This window comes from Arthrobacter sulfonylureivorans, from assembly GCF_022637435.1.
Lineage (GTDB): Bacteria > Actinomycetota > Actinomycetes > Actinomycetales > Micrococcaceae > Crystallibacter > Crystallibacter sulfonylureivorans.
Map to the genome: position 1 here is coordinate 287,380 of NZ_CP093326.1, position 16,183 is coordinate 303,562.

General features: G+C 66.2%; 12 protein-coding genes. 9 read left to right on the forward strand and 3 right to left on the reverse strand.

Features of this window, described 5'->3' with window-relative positions; translation table 11 throughout:
* Nucleotide 1: 1 nt before the first annotated feature.
* The 5 genes from MNQ99_RS01410 (at nt 2) to MNQ99_RS01430 (ending at nt 4,912) form a co-directional block, all read left to right on the forward strand.
* On the forward strand, nt 2–826 hold the full coding sequence (locus MNQ99_RS01410; RefSeq protein ID WP_241914163.1) for an ABC transporter permease: 825 nt from the start codon (nt 2–4) through the stop codon (nt 824–826).
* Entirely contained in the window at nt 823–1,665 is an 843-nt protein-coding gene (locus tag MNQ99_RS01415; RefSeq protein ID WP_241914164.1) for an ABC transporter ATP-binding protein, read from the forward strand. The genes MNQ99_RS01410 and MNQ99_RS01415 overlap by 4 nt, the downstream gene beginning before the upstream one ends.
* An 80-nt stretch (nt 1,666–1,745) precedes the next feature.
* Nucleotides 1,746–3,182 (forward strand): aldehyde dehydrogenase family protein, encoded by a 1,437-nt coding sequence (locus MNQ99_RS01420; RefSeq protein WP_241914165.1) that lies wholly within the window; start codon nt 1,746–1,748, stop codon nt 3,180–3,182.
* 62 nt (nt 3,183–3,244) lie between these two features.
* Nucleotides 3,245–4,237, forward strand: a complete 993-nt coding sequence (locus MNQ99_RS01425; protein WP_241914166.1) for an aldo/keto reductase — start codon at nt 3,245–3,247, stop codon at nt 4,235–4,237.
* A 147-nt stretch (nt 4,238–4,384) separates the two neighbouring features.
* Nucleotides 4,385–4,912, forward strand: a complete 528-nt coding sequence (locus MNQ99_RS01430) for a MarR family winged helix-turn-helix transcriptional regulator (RefSeq protein ID WP_241914167.1) — start codon at nt 4,385–4,387, stop codon at nt 4,910–4,912.
* Nucleotides 4,913–5,186: 274 nt separating this feature from the next.
* Here MNQ99_RS01430 and MNQ99_RS01435 read toward each other — a convergent pair whose 3' ends face one another.
* The 3 genes from MNQ99_RS01435 to MNQ99_RS01445 are packed head-to-tail and all read right to left on the reverse strand — an operon-like array spanning nt 5,187 to nt 9,462.
* On the reverse strand, nt 5,187–7,109 hold the full coding sequence (locus MNQ99_RS01435; protein WP_241914168.1) for a hydantoinase B/oxoprolinase family protein: 1,923 nt from the start codon (nt 7,107–7,109) through the stop codon (nt 5,187–5,189).
* A complete protein-coding gene (locus MNQ99_RS01440; RefSeq protein WP_241914169.1) occupies nt 7,106–9,154 on the reverse strand; it encodes a hydantoinase/oxoprolinase family protein in 2,049 nt (682 codons plus the stop codon). The genes MNQ99_RS01435 and MNQ99_RS01440 overlap by 4 nt, the downstream gene beginning before the upstream one ends.
* On the reverse strand, nt 9,154–9,462 hold the full coding sequence (locus tag MNQ99_RS01445; protein ID WP_241914170.1) for a hypothetical protein: 309 nt from the start codon (nt 9,460–9,462) through the stop codon (nt 9,154–9,156). Before MNQ99_RS01445 ends, MNQ99_RS01440 begins: the two co-directional genes overlap by 1 nt.
* A gap of 359 nt (nt 9,463–9,821) precedes the next feature.
* On the opposite strand from MNQ99_RS01445, the gene MNQ99_RS01450 reads away from it, so the two are divergent.
* The 4 genes from MNQ99_RS01450 (at nt 9,822) to MNQ99_RS01465 (ending at nt 16,040) form a co-directional block, all read left to right on the forward strand.
* On the forward strand, nt 9,822–11,168 hold the full coding sequence (locus MNQ99_RS01450) for an NtaA/DmoA family FMN-dependent monooxygenase (protein WP_241914171.1): 1,347 nt from the start codon (nt 9,822–9,824) through the stop codon (nt 11,166–11,168).
* A gap of 251 nt (nt 11,169–11,419) precedes the next feature.
* Nucleotides 11,420–12,610: an ABC transporter substrate-binding protein gene (locus tag MNQ99_RS01455; protein ID WP_241914172.1), complete on the forward strand. Its 1,191-nt coding sequence runs from the start codon at nt 11,420–11,422 to the stop codon at nt 12,608–12,610.
* Between the two features lie 2 nt (nt 12,611–12,612).
* Nucleotides 12,613–15,342: a branched-chain amino acid ABC transporter permease/ATP-binding protein gene (locus MNQ99_RS01460; RefSeq protein WP_241914173.1), complete on the forward strand. Its 2,730-nt coding sequence runs from the start codon at nt 12,613–12,615 to the stop codon at nt 15,340–15,342.
* Complete coding sequence (locus tag MNQ99_RS01465) at nt 15,339–16,040, forward strand: ABC transporter ATP-binding protein (protein WP_241914174.1); 702 nt, start codon at nt 15,339–15,341, stop codon at nt 16,038–16,040. The genes MNQ99_RS01460 and MNQ99_RS01465 overlap by 4 nt, the downstream gene beginning before the upstream one ends.
* Nucleotides 16,041–16,183: the final 143 nt, after the last annotated feature.

A 16,183-nucleotide genomic window follows, 5' to 3' on the forward strand; every position in this document is an offset into this window, starting at 1 on the left:
CATGACCGTGAATCACGTGGCGTCGAAAACGACGAAGCGACGCAGCGGGACGGCGGTGCTGAAATCGGTGCTGCTCCAGGCCTGGCTGCCGGTAGGCCTGCTGGTGCTGGTCTATTTCCTCAGCGCGCAGAGCACATCGTTCTACTTTCCGTCCGGGGAAGCCGTGCTAAGCAAGACCTGGCAGATCTGGTTCCCGAACGGACTCATCAGCGAACTGGTGCCCAGTCTGCTCCGGGTCGTCGTCGGGTTCGGTTTGGCGCTGGTGCTGGGCGTCGGCTTGGGCGTGGTGCTTGGTCTGTTCCGTTCCGGGGAACTCGCCGTGCGGCCGCTGACCGAAACGCTGCGAGCGATACCCGGCGTGGCGCTGCTGCCCATCTCGATGATGTTCTTCGGGACCGGCGAGAGCATGAAGCTTGTGATGATCGTGTTCGTCTCGATGTGGCCGATCGTGCTGACCACGATCGACGGCGTCCGCTCCGTCGATCCCGCGCTGAAGAACGTGATGGACGCGTTCAAGCTGCGGCCGCAGGAGCGGTTCCGGTACGTCTACCTGCCCGCCGCGATGCCGCAGATCTTCTCCGGGGCCCGCATCTCCCTGGCGATCGCCGTCGCCGTCATGGTGGCGGTGGAGATGTACGGGACACCCGGCGGCATCGGTTACTTCATCCGCAACGCCCAGCAGACGTTCAAGATCACGGATATGTGGACCGGTCTGGTGATCCTGGGCATCTTCGGGTACCTGCTGAACATCGCTTTCCGAATCATTGAGAACCGCGTGCTGGGCTGGCACCAGCGCATGGTTAAGCACGTCCAAGGAGCAGCATGAACACCCACAACGGCGCACTGGCCCCTACGACAGAACTCAAGCCGGACCCGGCGAGCACTGTCGTCGAACCCATCATGGCGGTCGAAGGGTTCTCCTTTGCCTACGGGGACAAGCCGATCCTGCGGGACATCGATTTCTCCGTCGGCTCGGGGGAGTTCGTCTGCATCGTCGGCCCGTCCGGCGCGGGGAAATCAACCTTCCTGCAGTGCCTCGCCGGACTGCGGCAGCCCACGCAGGGGCGGATCTTGTTCAAGGGACAGGCGGTGACAGAACCGCCGGCGGAACTCGCCGTCGTCTTCCAGGACTACTCCCGGTCGCTGATGCCGTGGCTGAGCGCCCAAGAGAACATCGCGCTGCCGCTGAAGAGCGCCGGTGTCTCCAGACGCGAGCGCGACCGGCGGGCGCTGGACGCGCTGGCCGAGGTCGGTCTGGAGGGCTCCGCCGACCTGTACCCGTGGGAACTCTCCGGCGGCATGCAGCAGCGGGTGGCCATCGCCCGGGCGCTGGCCTACCAGCCAGCGGTAGTGATCATGGACGAGCCGTTCGCCTCGGTGGACGCCCAGACCCGCGCCGACCTAGAGGACCTCACGCTGCGGGTGAAGCAGCACCTGGGCATCACCATCGTCTTGGTCACGCACGACATCGACGAGGCCGTGTACCTCTCGGACCGGGTGCTGGCGCTCTCCGGCAAACCGGCGGTCGTGGCCGCCGTCGTCGACGTCGACCTCGGTGCGGACCGGGACCAGATCGCCACCAAGGAGCGGCCGGAGTTCGCGGAACTGCGCTCGCAGCTCTACCGGCTGATCCGCCGCCCGGCCGCAGTCGAAGGCGAGAAATAGGTGAGAAACGATGGAAGGCGCCCGCCGGCGTCGTCATCCGGGATGGTAAACCAGCTATGCATCAACAACGAGGAGTCACCATGGAAGTAACGCCCACACTCATCGGCGGGCAGTTCGTCGGAGCTCGCAGCGGCGAAACCATTGATTCGTTCAACCCGGCTACCGGTGAACTGTTGGGCCGTATTCCGCGTCTGGGCAAGGAAGACGTCGACCTGGCCGTGGAGGAATCGGCGAAGGCGGCTGTGCCGTGGGGCCGGACCAAGGTCCAGGAGCGGGTGGCGATGGTGCACCGCTTGGCCGACCGGCTGGAGGAGCGAGGCGAGGAACTGGCAATCCTGGACGCCAAAGACAACGGCACACCGATCTGGGTGATGCGCCGCATCGTGGCCATGGCCTCGAACTATATGCGCTACCAAGCGAACCTGGCGACGGAGGTCCACGGCGAGACCGTCCCGGATGAGTTCGATCACTTGAACATCTCGATCCATCAGCCCTACGGCGTCACAGCCCGCATTGTCCCGTTCAACCACCCGTTGATGAACGCGACCACCAAGATCGTGCCGGCGCTGGTAACCGGGAACACCGTGCTGCTTAAGCCGTCCGAGCACACCTCGCTCTCGGCCCTGGAACTGGCGAAGGACTTCAACGAGATCTTCCCGTCCGGCGTCGTTAGTGTCATTACCGGCTACGCGAACGAGGCCGGGAACGCGATCATCGACCACCCGGAGGTGCGCCGCATTGCTTTCATTGGCGGCGCCGCGGGCGGCCGGGCGATCCAGGAGCGGGCGGCGCGGGCCGGTGTCAAGAACGTCACCTTGGAGTTGGGCGGCAAGAATCCGCTGGTGGTGTTCCCGGACGCCGATCTGGACGCGGCCGCGGAGGCCGCCGTGATCGGGATGAACTTCGGCTGGCAGGGCGAGTCCTGCGCCTCCACCTCCCGATTGATGGTGCACGAAGAGGTGCACGACGAATTCGTCGCCCGCGTGGCCGCGAAGATCGATGCGCTTCGGCCCGGCAACCCGTTGGACGATACCGTGGACACCGGGGCGATCGCCAGCCGTCCACAGTTCGAGAAGGTGCTGCAGTACATCGAACTCGGCAAGCAGGAGGGCCGTCTGGTCGCCGGCGGCGGCCGGGCCACGGTGGAGTCGATGGAGGACGGTTTGTTCGTCCGGCCCACCATGTTCGACGGGATCGACCCGCGTGCCCGCATCGCCCAGGAGGAGATTTTCGGACCGGTGCTGGTGGCGATCAGGTTCAAGGATTACGACGACGCCGTAAAGATCGCCAATGGCATCGAATACGGGCTCACAGCCAGCGTCTTCACCCAGGACTACACCACGGCCCACCGGTTCGCCCGCGATGTGGAGGCCGGTTACGTCTGGGTCAACACCGTGTCGCGGCTGCTGCCCGGCACTCCGTACGGCGGCATCAAGAACAGTGGGGTGGGCCGCGAGGGGCACCTCGACGAGCTGCGCTCGTTCACCAACACCAAAAACATCACCTTCAAGTTCTGACCAAGACCAGTCACACCGATGTGCTGCCAGGACTGATCCAGGCAGAAGGAACAGGAGAGACCATGGAATACCGCGAATTTGGCCGCACCGGGTGGAAGGTGTCCACGCTGATGATGGGCACCATGCAGTTCGGCGGCGACTGGGGCGACCAGGAGGACGCCGATTCGGTGGCTACCCTGCATGCCGCGCTCGACGCCGGCATCAACTTCTTCGATACCGCGGACCTGTACGGGTTCGGACATGCCGAAGAGATGGTGGGCAAGGCCGTGGCCGGCCGGCGCGACGAGGTCTACATCGCCACGAAGTTCGGCTACCAGTGGGAGAAATACGGTGAGGCCGCCGGGGCGCAGCCGCGGATCTACTCCGGGCAGCATGTCCGCGACGCGTTGGAGGGCAGCCTGCGCAGGCTCGGCACCGACTACGTCGACCTGTACCAAGCACACAACTGCCCGCCGGAGGTGCTCTCCTCCGCCGAATGGTGGGAGGAGATGGACACTCTGGTCCAGGAGGGCAAGGTCCGCGCGGTCGGGGTGACCGTCGGCCCGGGTGACTTCGGCACTCCGGACGCCATCGCCGCCGCCAAGCATCCGCAGGCCGGCGCGGTAATGGCCGCCTACCACCTGCTGTCGCAGAACCCGGCGCGGGTGGCGTTCCCGTACTGCCGCCGGCAGGGCGTCGGCGTGATCGCCCGCGGCCCGCTGGCCATGGGACTGCTGACCGGCGCCTATGACGAGAACACCGTCTTCGCCGAGAACGACACCCGCCGCTGGTGGGACCGGGACGACTACCTGCGCCGCCTGGACCAGGCCCGCCAGTTCGAGTTCCTCGTTGACGGCGGGGTCAGGACCAGGGCCGAGGCCGCCCTGCGGTTCGCCCTGTCCAACGAGGACATCTCCACCGTCTTGGTTGGGATGCAGACCCCGGAGCAGGTCGCCGAGAACGTACGGGTAGCGGACATGGGGGCGTACGACGTCGACACCCTCCAAGACATCGCAGAACTGTACGACAGCTGGGACGAGCACGAATCCAAACTGCCGACGCAGATCAAGAAATAACAGGGTCCACCATCTCCATGGAGGGGGCCTTCGGCTAACCGAAGGCCCCCTCCGCGGCCGTTCCACCGCAGCGGCGTCTTGCCACGTACAATTCGGCCAAAGTAATGTCCGGAACAGCCACCGTAGAGTTTCCCGAAAGGTCAGTCCATGCCAAATGAGTCGACGGCGGTCATCGAGCAATCGATCGCAGCAGCACTCCCGCCGGTATTCCAAAGCGTCATGAAGCTCACCCGGCTCGGTGGGCAGCTGAGCCGTCCCTTCTTCCAGACCTACGCGCACGACTATTCGCTGACGCTGAACGAGTGGCGCGTGATCGTCCTGCTGCACGCCCGCCCGGGGATCGCCGCCCAAGATGTCAGCCACTACACCGGGATCCACCCGATGAACGTCAGCCGCGCCGTTAATGCGCTGCGGGAGGCCGGCCGACTGACGTCCGAGCCCGACGCAGAGAACCATCGCCGGCAGATGCTGACCCTCACCGCGGAGGGCACCGAGTTGTTCGAAGCCCTCTACCCGAGCGCGGAGCAGCAGGCGAACGGGCTCTTCTCCGTCCTGTCCGACGAGGAACAGGCCGTCTTCGGGGAGTTCCTGGACCGGCTGCTGGCGCAGTCGGAAGTGATCCTGGGCGAGGATGACTCCCGTTCGGGGCAGCCGGTGGTCCCGTCGGTCCAGTAAGGCCGGAGCACCAGCCCGACATTCCCTGGCCACAGCCGTCCCGTCCGACTGGCCGGCCGCAGAATAGGCCTATTCGTCCAGCAGCCGCTTTGATACAGCGCTAATGGTCCCGTCCGCGGGGACGGGGCCACTTGCGACTAAAAGTGAGGTGCGGGTGCGCTCGTTCACCACGTGGTGCTGGCCCGTCCTCGGCGTGGATACAGCGTGCCTGACCGGGCCCGAAGCCGGTTAGCCCGACCGAAACCGGGCATTAGAACGTTCAGGCCGGAGGAATTCACCCGCCGACGCGTTCTCGTCGCAGCGCGGCCGTTGCCTCCAGATCCAACTGCAGGCCCTCCGGGTCCCAGTCGGGGTCGCCGGTGATCACCACCCCGTAGTTCTCCCGGGCGGCCTCGATGGAAGTGTAGCCGTCGCGAACATCGCGCAGCACACGCTCCGGCTCGCGCCGCAGTGGGTCGCCCCAGCCTCCGCCGCCGTTGGTGAGGTAGCGGAAGACGGCGCCAGCCGGCGTCGGCCACGACTTGCTGCTGCCGAAGTAGGCGTATTCGCCTTCCAGGTCCACCTGGCCGGTCTTCGGGTCGAAAACGCCCGCGACCTTGGTCGCAGCGGCCAGGTCGCCGCGACGAGCCGCATCCTGCCAGAGCCAGACCCCGCCGGACGCCCCGGGCTTGGCGCCGTGCGCGCCGAACCCGGTGACCTCGCGGACTCGGTCCGGGGTGATGTTGTGCTGCGCCGGGGCCAGCCACTGTGTGTCCTTCAGGACGGCCGCGCCGCCGCGGTGGTAGCCCTCGCCGGCGGAATCCCGCTGGTATTCGCGGCTAAGCACGGCCACCGGCGCATCCACTTCGCTGATCTCAACCGACAGGTCCAGCCCGTTAGCTTGGAAGAATAATTGGTAGCTGTCTGCGTCCCCGGATTTGGTGGCGCCCCACGGGCCGCGCTCGCCGCCGCCGACTCCGCTGGAGACCCAGACGTTGCCGTCCGGGGTGAGGCCGGTGGCGGTGTGGATGTTCGGCGAGCCGTAATCCCCGCCCATGGCGTTCTCGCCCAGCACTTGGCTAAAGGCCCTCATGATGCAGGAGATGATGACGTTGGTCGCGTCCCCGTACATGAAGACGACGCCGTTCGGCGGCAGCGCGTTGGCGATGCTGCCGTCGGGGATGATGATGTCCACGTTGCGGTAGAGGCCGGAGGTGAACGCCTTCGCCGGATCCATCAGGTACTTCAGCGCCACCCCGACGGCGGTCTTGGTATCAAGATACGTGCTGTTGACCGAGGTCCGCGTCTGCCGGGCGCTGCCGCCCAGGTCCACTTCCAGCCGGTCGCCTTGTTTGCGCAGCGTGACCTTGATCGGGTACTGCTCAGAGGCGTCCAGCCCGTCGGCGTCGATCAATCCCTCGCTGACCCATTCGCCGTCAGGCAACTCCGCCAGCGCCTCCGCCATCCGCTCGGCGTCGGCGTCGACCATGTACCGGGTGGTGCCCTGCAGGGCGGGCGTTCCATAGTGGGCGACGGTTTTGAGCATCAGCTCGTGGCCCAGATCCAGGCAGGAGATGATGGTCTTGATGTCATCGCCGATGGTGCTGCCGAACCGGGCGTTGTCCATGATCAGCGACCAGGTCTGCACATCGAGCACGCCCTCGCGGACCAGCGTGCGCGGGGAGATTACCAGTCCGTTTTCGTAGATGCTGGTCTTGGTGGTCGAGAAGCCGCCCGGGACGGATCCGCCGATGTCCAACTGGTGGGCCTTGAGCGTGACGAAGTTGATCACCTCGCCGTCGAAAAAGATGGGCCGGATGAAGAGCACATCGTTGACGTGCGTGCCTGTGCGGTAGGGGTCGTTGGCGATAATGACGTCCCCGGGCTTCAGGTTCTGGTGGCCGTATTCTTCGATCGTGTTCTTCACCGATTCGGTCATGGTGCCGGTGAAGCAGGCCAGGCCCTTGCCGACGACGGGGGTCGGGTAGTTTAGGTGCCGCGGGCCGGTGACCGTGGCACCGAAGTCGTACAAATCGCGCAGCATCGGCGAGAAGGCGCATTGCAGCAGCTGGGTGCAGACATGGTCCAGCAGGTACTCGAGTCGGTTGCTCAGCACGGTGGCGGTGTAACGGTCGCAGTCGTAGCGGGATGCGAACGCGGCGTCGTCGAGTTCGCGCAGCCGTTCGATGGTCTGGGTTGGCGCAGAGGCGGTGTTCATGAAAGCTCCTGATCAGACGCGGCGGTGAGGCGGAGTTCGCCGAAGCGGCCGGCAGTGGCCTGCTGACCCCGCAGCACCACGGTGGTGCACAACTCTTCCTCGATGATGGCCGGGCCGAGCACGGACTGGCCGGGCCCGATGGACGCCCGGTCATACACCGGGGCGTTGACGGTCTCGCCGCGGAAGTAGGAGATGGGCCGGTGCGTGGCGGGCTCGGGGGCGGGGCCACCGTTCGGTGCGCCGGAGGCGGTGTATTCGAACCGCTCCGCCTCCACCACCAGCTGGACCCGGAAGGTCACCGCCTGGACCGGGATCGCCGGGAAGTTCAGGCTGTTGCGCCGCTTGTACTCCTGGTGGAAGGACTCGATGAGCCCCGGCAGGGTCTCCGCGGTGATCGGACCGGCCGGCACTTCGACGAAGGGGGTCTCCCAGGACTGGCCGTAGAGCCGGCCGTCGAAGCTGCGCTGGATCAAGACCCGGCTCGGATCGGCCCCGGTGCGCTCGATCAGCTCCTGCTCCATGGACTCGAAGATCTCCCGGATCTCCCCTGCGTTGTCCGGGGCCAGCGCCAAGTACTTTGTGCGGCTGTCGGAGAACACCGTGTCGGTGCTCAGCAAACCCAGGGCGGAGAACAGGCCCGGATTGGGCGGCACGATGATGCTCTTAAGTTGCAGGATCTCCAGCAGGGCCGGCAGCAGCATCGGGCCCGCCGAGCCATAGGCCACCAAGGAGAATTCACGCGGGTCGGTGCCCTTGCGGATCGCCACATTGGTGACCTCCTCGGCGATGTTGTGCACCGCGATGCGGTAGGCGTAGCTGACCCGCTGCTCGAAGGACAGCGGGGCGTCCAGGTCCTCGAACGCCTTCCGGGCCGGGGCCAGGTCCAGCTGGATCTGGCCCTCGGCGAAGTCCTTCGGATTCAGGAATCCCATGAGCGCGCATGCGTCGGTCACCGTCGGCAGGGTCCCGCCGCGCCCGTAGCAGGCTGGGCCAGGATACGCGCCGGCGCTCTCCGGCCCCACTTGGATGTCGCCAGTGGAGGAGATGGAAATGATGCTGCCGCCGCCGGCGCCGACGCTGGAGATATCGGTGGACAGGGCGCTGATCACCATGTCGAATTCGACCTCGAAGGAATCATTTGTGAACGTCTCGCCGGCTTCGATGAGTGCGACGTCGGTGGAGGTGCCGCCGACGTCGGCGCAGATCAAGTTCGGCTCCTGGAGCGCTTTGCCCAGCTGCACGCACGAGGCCGCGCCGGCGGCGGGGCCGGCGAAGAGGATGCGGTAGGGGTGTCGCAGCGCTTCCTGCCAGGGCACGAGCGAGGCGGTACAGTCGGCGAAATTCAGCTTCCCGTTGAAGCCTTGCTCCTGCAATCCCGTGTTGATGTCGTGGGCGTAGTCCTCGTACATCAGCTTCATCATGATGTCGATGACGGTGGTGGACGCGCGGGTGTACTCGCGGGAGCGCGGCGAGGTCTCGGAGGAAATTGAGATCGGGATCTCGCCGAGGACCTCGCGCGCCAGATCGCGCAGCTGCAGTTCGTGGGCGGGATTGACGTAGGAATTGATCAGGCAGATGGCGACCGCTTCCACCTCGCAGCGCTTGAGCACCTCCAAATGGCGGCGGGCGTCGTCCAGCTCCAGCGCCTGATGGACCGAGCCATCCGCGAGGATCCGCTCGGCAACGCCGCGGCGCAGGTAGCGCGGGACCAGGGGACGGCCCTTCGCGTCGCCAAAGGAGCGCCGCCAATGCGGGTTCAGCTGGCCTTCGAATGGGCGCCAACCGCGGCCGGCGTCGAGCATGTCCCGGTGGCCGTGGGTGGTCAAGAACCCGATCTTGGGCAGCGAACGGGTCAGAATCGCGTTCAGACCCTTGGTGCTGGCGTGGTTGAACACCGCGGAGTCGGCCACGCCGAGTCGGCGGGCACCCTCGAGTACCGCGGACTGCGGGTCCTGCGGATTGCTGGGCACCTTGGTGACCTGGACTTTGCCGTCCTTGACCGCGACGACGTCCGTGAACGTCCCGCCGACATCAACACCGAACATCAGTTGGTTTCCTTTCCGAAGCGGATGGCCGGGACGAGCCCTAGCGGCTTGTACGAGCCGAAGATCGGGGCCGGGGTCCGCGCGATGGACCGCAAGCAGGTCTGGCATTTGGCCACGTTCCACCAGCCGCCTTCGCTCAACACCCGGTACTGGCGCACCTCGCTGGCGGGACAGTGCGAGCAGCGCTGGGCGGACTCGGCCTTCTCGGTTTCGAGCAGGTGCTGCGCAGGCCGCGGGTGGGCCGGCAGGCCATCGGCCAGCGGTTCGGGGAAAGCAACGTTGTCCCACGGGGCGTTGAAAGCGGTCACGCTGGACTCCTGGCGTTGAGAGATGCTGCGCTTAGTAACAAGTGTTACCAACAGTAGGAGGGTGATCCCCATCACGCAACAGGTAATTTCCATGGCAGGGCGCACCCGGGGAGCTGTAAAGAAAGTTAGTGACATTTGTGGCCCTGATCACTAATGTAACAACTGTTAGTCAGAAATTGGGGTGGGCCCGGACCGCCGGACCATCCCCGAGCTGAGCATCCGGGGTCGGGGGATGGGAGAGACCTCAGCCCTTTCGCTGATGAATGCGGGGATGTGAGACACCGTGGTTGATCCTTCCGTCGGACCGCCGACGGCCCACGAGCGGCATCTGCCTCAGTCCGTGAACAGAAAGAACCGATATGGCACCTCGAAAGCACATGGCATTGACCGTCTTCATGATTACCGGCGGTTACCACTACGACAGTTGGCGCCGGGAGGGCAGCCGGGCCGAGGAACTCGGATACCTTGACCTGGTGGTCGACATGGCGCAGAAGGCCGAGGCGGCCAAGCTCGACGGGATCTTCTTCGGCGACACGGTCACGGCCGGCAAGTATCCAGGGATGGACCCCACGGTCGCCGGTCATTATGAACCCCTGACCACGCTGTCCGCGCTGGCCGCCGTGACGAAGCGGATCGGCCTGATCGGCACCGCCTCCACCACTTTCAGCGCCCCCTACAACGTCGCCCGCCAGTTCTCCGGCCTGGACTCGCTTTCCGGCGGCCGGGCCGGGTGGAACATCGTCACCTCTTCGATGGGTAATGAGAACTACGGCATGGTTGAGATGCCTTCGCCGGAGCAGCGGTACCAGATGGCCACCGAGTTCGTGGAGGTCGTGACAAAGCTCTGGGACTCCTGGGCGGACGACGCCGTGGCCGTCGACCGCGAACGCGGCTGGTGGGGCGACCCCGAGCGCATCCGGGCCATCGATCACGAGGGCGAGCACTACACGGTCGCCGGCCCGATCAATATGCGCCGCTCCCCGCAGGGGCGGCCGGTGATGGTCCAGGCCGGCTCCTCCGTGGACGGCATGAGGCTGGGGGCAGCGGTCGGTGACGCGATCTACACCGCTCAGCCGGACCGTGGCAAGGCCCAGCAGTTCTATGCCGAGTTCAAAGACAAGGTCAAGGACAATGGGCGCGATCCCGACCACGTGAAGATCCTGCCTGGCATCGTGCCGATCATCGGCCGGACGGAGAAGGAAGGCCAGGAACTCGCCGCCGAACTGGGGGCGCTGGTTAACATGGACACCGGCCGGCGCACGATGGAGCAGCGGCTGGACACGAAGCTGGACGACATCGACTTGGACGAGTCTATTCCGGCCGAGCGGTTTAATCTGGAGTCCTCGCGGGCCAGCCGGCAGCGGACCGAGATCTTCAAGCGGCTCAGCGTGGAGCAAGGCTACACGCTGCGGCAGCTGATCGTGGAGAACGCCCGTGGACACGGCCACGGCTGGATCGTCGGCTCGGCGTCGCAGGCAGCGGACCGGATGGTGGAATGGTTCGAATCCCGCGCTTGTGACGGCTTCTCGCTGAATTCGCCCTACATTCCCGGCGGTTTGGATGACATCTGCGACCTCCTGATCCCCGAGCTGCAGGAACGCGGTTACTTCCGGGACGAATACGAAGGCTCCACGCTGCGCGAACACCTCGGCATCGACCGCCCCGGCGCCTGGGACGCGGCCACGTCCCTGGCCTCGCACGCTTGACCGGGGTGGGGCCGCCGCACCTGATCGGAGCGGCGGCCCCGCGCCTGAACCGGGCGGTGCGGCCGCATCTCGGCGCGGAGTGACGGCCGACACCCGGACTTCACTGGCGGTCAAAGCGACTTCCCTCCATGACAAGCCCGCCGGCCAGCCCCTCGGATAGCTTGAGGAATCACTTGAGCCAAGCACGAATCCTGTACCGATATGCCGGGCTCCTCGCAGCCCTTTAACCCGTTCAATCCAAGGAGACTTTCGTGAAAAAAACACTCCGTTCCACCGCTATGGCCGCGTTGTGCGTCGGTACCCTGGCGCTGACCGCCTGTGGCGGAAATGCCTCGGCCGGGCCCGAGGGCGGCGGCGACAGCGTCAAGATCATGGTCTTCGGCTCCATGAGTCAGGCCCCGTTCGTGCTGCCGCAGATCGAAACCGGGGCTCAGGCCGCCGTTGAACACGTCAACAAGGCCGGCGGCATCAACGGCACCAAGATCGAACTGATCAGCTGCGACGACCAGATGAACGCCAACGCTGCCACTGCCTGCGGTCGGCAGGCAGTGGACGAAGGAGTCGCCGCCGTCGTCGGCACCTTCAGCCTGTTCTCCGACAACGTGCTGGAGCAGATCACTGCGGAGGGGATCCCGCTGATCCAGTCCGAGGCGATGAACCAGGGCGAGCTGAGCCAGGAGAATTCCTTCCCCGTGCTCGCCGCCGTCGCACCGAACTTTGCCGCGCTGCTCGGCCTGAAGGAACGTGGCTGCACCGACTTCGTCGTCGCGGCCCCGCAGAGTGCCACCAGTGAATATGCCTTCGGCCTGGTCGAGCCCGTCGCCAAGACGGTCGGTGTCGAAGCCAAGGCCGTCCTCTACCCGGCCAACACGACCGACTTCACCTCGGTCGCGGCCCAGTTGGTGGATAAGTCAGACTGCGTCCTCCTCGGCGGCGGCTCGGCCGAATCTGTGGCGACGCTCACCGCACTGAAGCAGACCGGTACCAAGACCACCAACGTGGCGCTGAGCACCATCGCGTTCCCGAACTCCACGATTGACGAACTCGGCGACACCGCAGACGGCACGTTGGTCTACTCGCCGCTCTTCTTCGAATCCACCGGTAAGGAAGCGGTCAGCACGGCCGTCAAGGAGATCCAGGCCATCAAGGCGGACACCGTGATCGACGAAATGACGATGAACGCGTACTCCTCGGTGATCACTTTCGCCGAGGCCGCCAAGACCATCGACGGCGACATCACCGGGCAGGCCGTTACCGACGCGTTGAACTCGGACCTGACTATCGATAACGGCTTCACTGCACCGTTCAACTTCGGCACCGACACCGAGCAGATCCCGAACAACCCGCGCGTGGTCGGCACCAAGTTCATCGAATACGAGGTCAAGGGCGGCGACTGGCAGCCCACCGGTAAGGAATTCGATCTCGCCGGGAATCTTGGCTAAGCATGATTGACGTCATTCGGTTCGCGCTCATCGGGGCTGCGTCGGGGGCGGTGATAGCCCTACTGGGACTCGGTGTGAACGTGGTCTACCGGACCACGAGGGTCGTCAACTTCTCCCACGCAGCCATCGCCATCACCGCGGCCTACCAGTACAAGGAGTTCATCGGGTCCGTGCCGTGGCCGGTCGCGTTGATCCTGGCGATCGCGGTCGGCATGGGCATCGGCTTGCTGATGGAGGTGTGCGTGGTCCGCCCGCTGCGGCACGCCAGCTTCCTGACCAAGACGATATCCACCATCGGCGTGCTGCTGGTGTTGCAAGCGGTGCTGATGATCCGCTACGGATACAACGCCGTCGTCGTGCCCTCCTGGCTGCCCACCACCTTGCTCAACCTGGGGCCGATTCCGGTGGGGCTGGACCGGGTGCTGGCCTTCGGGATCGCGCTGGTGTTGGCCGCGGCCCTGTACTGGTTCTACAGCAAGACCCGGTTCGGAATTGCGACGACGGCGGCCTCCGGCAGTGAGCGCTCGCTCGCCGCGTTGGGGACCATCTCGCCGCGCACCGTCAGCCTGGTGAACTGGCTGATCGCCGGCGGGATCGCGGCCTTCGCCGGCGTGATGCTCGCACCGATGACGTCATTGACCCCTGTGCTCGCGTTGAGCTTGATCGTGCCGATCCTGTCAGCCGCGCTGCTGGGCAACTTCTCCTCCTTCTGGCTGACCTTCCTGGGCGGTACCGCGATCGGGATTCTCCAGGCTGAGCTGAGCGTGTTTACCAGCCTGCCCGGGCTGCAGGAAACGGTGCCGTTCCTGATCATCGTGGTGCTGCTGGCGGCCCGCGGCCGCGGGCTGCCGCAGCGCGGCGAAGACGCCGAGCGGCTGCCGGTAATCGGCACCGGCCGGATCCCGGTCCTGCCGGTGGTGATCCTGGGCGTGGTACTGCTGTTCCTGCTTCAGTGGGGGCTGCCCGTGCGATGGGTGCAGGCGGTCGCCGTCGGACTCATCGCGGCGGTCATCCTGCTCTCCGTGGTGGTGGTCACGGGGTACGCCGGACAGCTCTCGCTGGCGTCCTACGCGCTGGCCGGAGTCGCGGCACTGGTCGCGGCCCACCTGGTGGCCAACGCGGGCTGGCCGTTCCTGGCCGCCGGGCTGGCCGGTGTGGTTGCGACCGTGCCCGTCGGCTTCCTCTTCGGGCTCCCGGCGGTGCGTACCAGAGGCACCAACCTGGCCATCGTGACACTGGGCCTGGCGGTGTCCTTCCAGGCGCTGATCTTGAACAACCCGTCCATCAGCAACGGCATCGACGGGCTCAAAGTCGGCCAGCCGGAGCTGTTCGGGCTGAACATCAGCAACGCGTTCGAACCGCGCCGATACGCCATCATGGTGCTAATCGTGTTCGTCGCACTGGCGATCATCGTGCTGAACCTGCGCCGCTCGGGCGCCGGGCGACAGATGATCGCGGTGCGCGGCAACGAACGCGCTGCGGCGTCGCTGGGCATCAGTGTGCCGCGGACCAAGCTTTACGCGTTCATCGTTTCGGCACTGATCGCCGGCGTCGGCGGCGTGCTGCTGGCCTTCACCAACAGCGTGGTGACGCTGGCCAACCCGGGTGGACAGTTCGACGCCACCTACTCGCTCAACGCCATCGCACAGAGCGCTGTCGGCGGCCTGGGGTTCGTCTCCGGCACCATCATCGGCACCGTCACGGTGCCCGGCGCCGTCGTCGACACCCTACTGAGATTCATCACCAGCGGAGCCTGGTTCAACCTGATCGGCGGGCTGCTGCTGCTGATCACTGTGATTGCGGCTCCGTCCGGCGTCGCGGCGCAGATTCGCGTGCCGCTGGCCAGACTGGTGCGGGTGCTGAAGCTGGTCAAGGACCCGAAGCCCTACCTGTTCGCCGCCGAAGAGCAGGCAGTGCAGCCGGTGCAGACGGGGCGGCTCGAGGTGCGCGACCTGAGCATCTCCTTCAGCGGAAACAAGGTGCTCGACCGCGTGAACCTGGACGTGGTCGGCGGCACCGTGCTCGGCGTGATCGGTCCCAACGGCGCGGGGAAGAGCACACTGGTGGACGCGATTACGGGGTTCAACCGGCCCACTGGCTCCATCGCCCTGGACGGCCGGGACCTAACCCGGTTGGGCTCGGGGGTGCGGTCCCTGGCCGGGCTGGGCCGTTCGTTCCAGTCGCTGGAGCTGTTCGAGGACCTCAGCGTGTTTGACAACCTGGTGGTGGCAGCCGACGCCGACGCTCCCTGGCACACCGCGCTGTTCGCCGGGGTGAAGCCCGGCCGCGCGGAGCTGACCGACGCTGCCCGCGCCGCTGCCCGAACACTCGGCCTGCACGACCGGATCAACGCGATGCCTGCCGACCTCTCCTACGGCGAGCGGCGCCTGCTGGCGATCGCCCGCTCGTTGGCCAGCCGACCCAAGATCCTGCTGCTGGACGAGCCTGCAGCCGGCCTGGGCGCCGCGGAGCGCCACGAGCTGGCCCGACTGATCCGCGTCATCGCGGAGGAATGGAACATCGGCGTGCTGATCATCGAGCACGACGTCGAGCTGGTGCTGGGCGTCTCGGATAGTGTGCTGGCGCTGGACTTCGGCCGCACCATCGCCCACGGCAGCCCGGAGGAGATCCGGCATAACGACCACGTCGTGGCCGCCTATTTGGGCACCGGCGACACCGACGATTCGCAGAGCGGCGACGTCCGGGATAACAAGGAAGAGGTGCGGGCATGATCCGCGCAGAACCACTGATCGAGGCTGTCGGGCTGTCCGCCGGCTACCACGGCAACCCCATCATCAACGACATCGACCTGGCCGTGCATGCCGGCGAGATGGTCGGGCTCTTCGGCGCCAATGGGGCAGGGAAGACGACGACGCTGCTCACCTTGGCCGGCGAGATTTCCCCGCTGGGCGGGTCGGTGTCGCTGCTGGGCGCCCCGCATCCGAAGTCGTTGTTCAAGGCGGCCCGACAGGGGCTGGCCCTGTTGACCGACGACCGGGCAGTGTTCCCCGCGCTGACAGCCCGCGACAACCTCCGCCTGGGGCAGGGCACCGTCGGGAGAGCCATCGAGATTTTCCCCGAACTGGAGGAACACCTCGACCGGGTCACCGGCCTGCTCTCCGGCGGCCAGCAGCAGATGCTCTCGCTGGGACGCATCCTGGCCGCGAAGCCTAAGGTCATCCTGGCCGACGAGTTGTCCTTGGGCCTGGCACCGCTGGTGGTCAAACGCCTGCTGCTGGCGCTGCGGGCGGCGGCCGACGACGGCGCCGCGGTGCTGTTGGTGGAGCAGCACGTCCCGCTGGCCCTCGCCCACGCGGACCGGGCGTGCGTGCTGGCCCGCGGCCGCATCGCGCTGGAGGCGCCCGCCGCAGAACTGCGCGAGCACCCGGAGCGGGTCAGCGATCTGTACCTCAGCGGCAGCAGGACGTGACCTCCCTGGCGGTGACCAGCCTGTTGCCGGTGCGCTGAGAGCACGGGTTCGCCAAGGCCGGGATCAGCCAGATGACCCGTCGCATGGCCCGGGCGTTGGCGGCGCATGGTCCAGGTGAATTGGCTGCTCTGCGGGCCTGCGAA

Bases quoted from the DNA above. Each gene is read 5' to 3' on its own strand.
- MNQ99_RS01410 (WP_241914163.1), top strand. From the start codon at position 2: ATGACCGTGAATCACGTGGCGTCGAAAACGACGAAGCGACGCAGCGGG.
- MNQ99_RS01415 (WP_241914164.1), top strand. From the start codon at position 823: ATGAACACCCACAACGGCGCACTGGCCCCTACGACAGAACTCAAGCCG.
- MNQ99_RS01420 (WP_241914165.1), top strand. From the start codon at position 1,746: ATGGAAGTAACGCCCACACTCATCGGCGGGCAGTTCGTCGGAGCTCGC.
- MNQ99_RS01425 (WP_241914166.1), top strand. From the start codon at position 3,245: ATGGAATACCGCGAATTTGGCCGCACCGGGTGGAAGGTGTCCACGCTG.
- MNQ99_RS01430 (WP_241914167.1), top strand. From the start codon at position 4,385: ATGCCAAATGAGTCGACGGCGGTCATCGAGCAATCGATCGCAGCAGCA.
- MNQ99_RS01435 (WP_241914168.1), bottom strand. From the start codon at position 7,109: ATGAACACCGCCTCTGCGCCAACCCAGACCATCGAACGGCTGCGCGAA.
- MNQ99_RS01440 (WP_241914169.1), bottom strand. From the start codon at position 9,154: ATGTTCGGTGTTGATGTCGGCGGGACGTTCACGGACGTCGTCGCGGTC.
- MNQ99_RS01450 (WP_241914171.1), top strand. From the start codon at position 9,822: ATGGCACCTCGAAAGCACATGGCATTGACCGTCTTCATGATTACCGGC.
- MNQ99_RS01460 (WP_241914173.1), top strand. From the start codon at position 12,613: ATGATTGACGTCATTCGGTTCGCGCTCATCGGGGCTGCGTCGGGGGCG.
- MNQ99_RS01465 (WP_241914174.1), top strand. From the start codon at position 15,339: ATGATCCGCGCAGAACCACTGATCGAGGCTGTCGGGCTGTCCGCCGGC.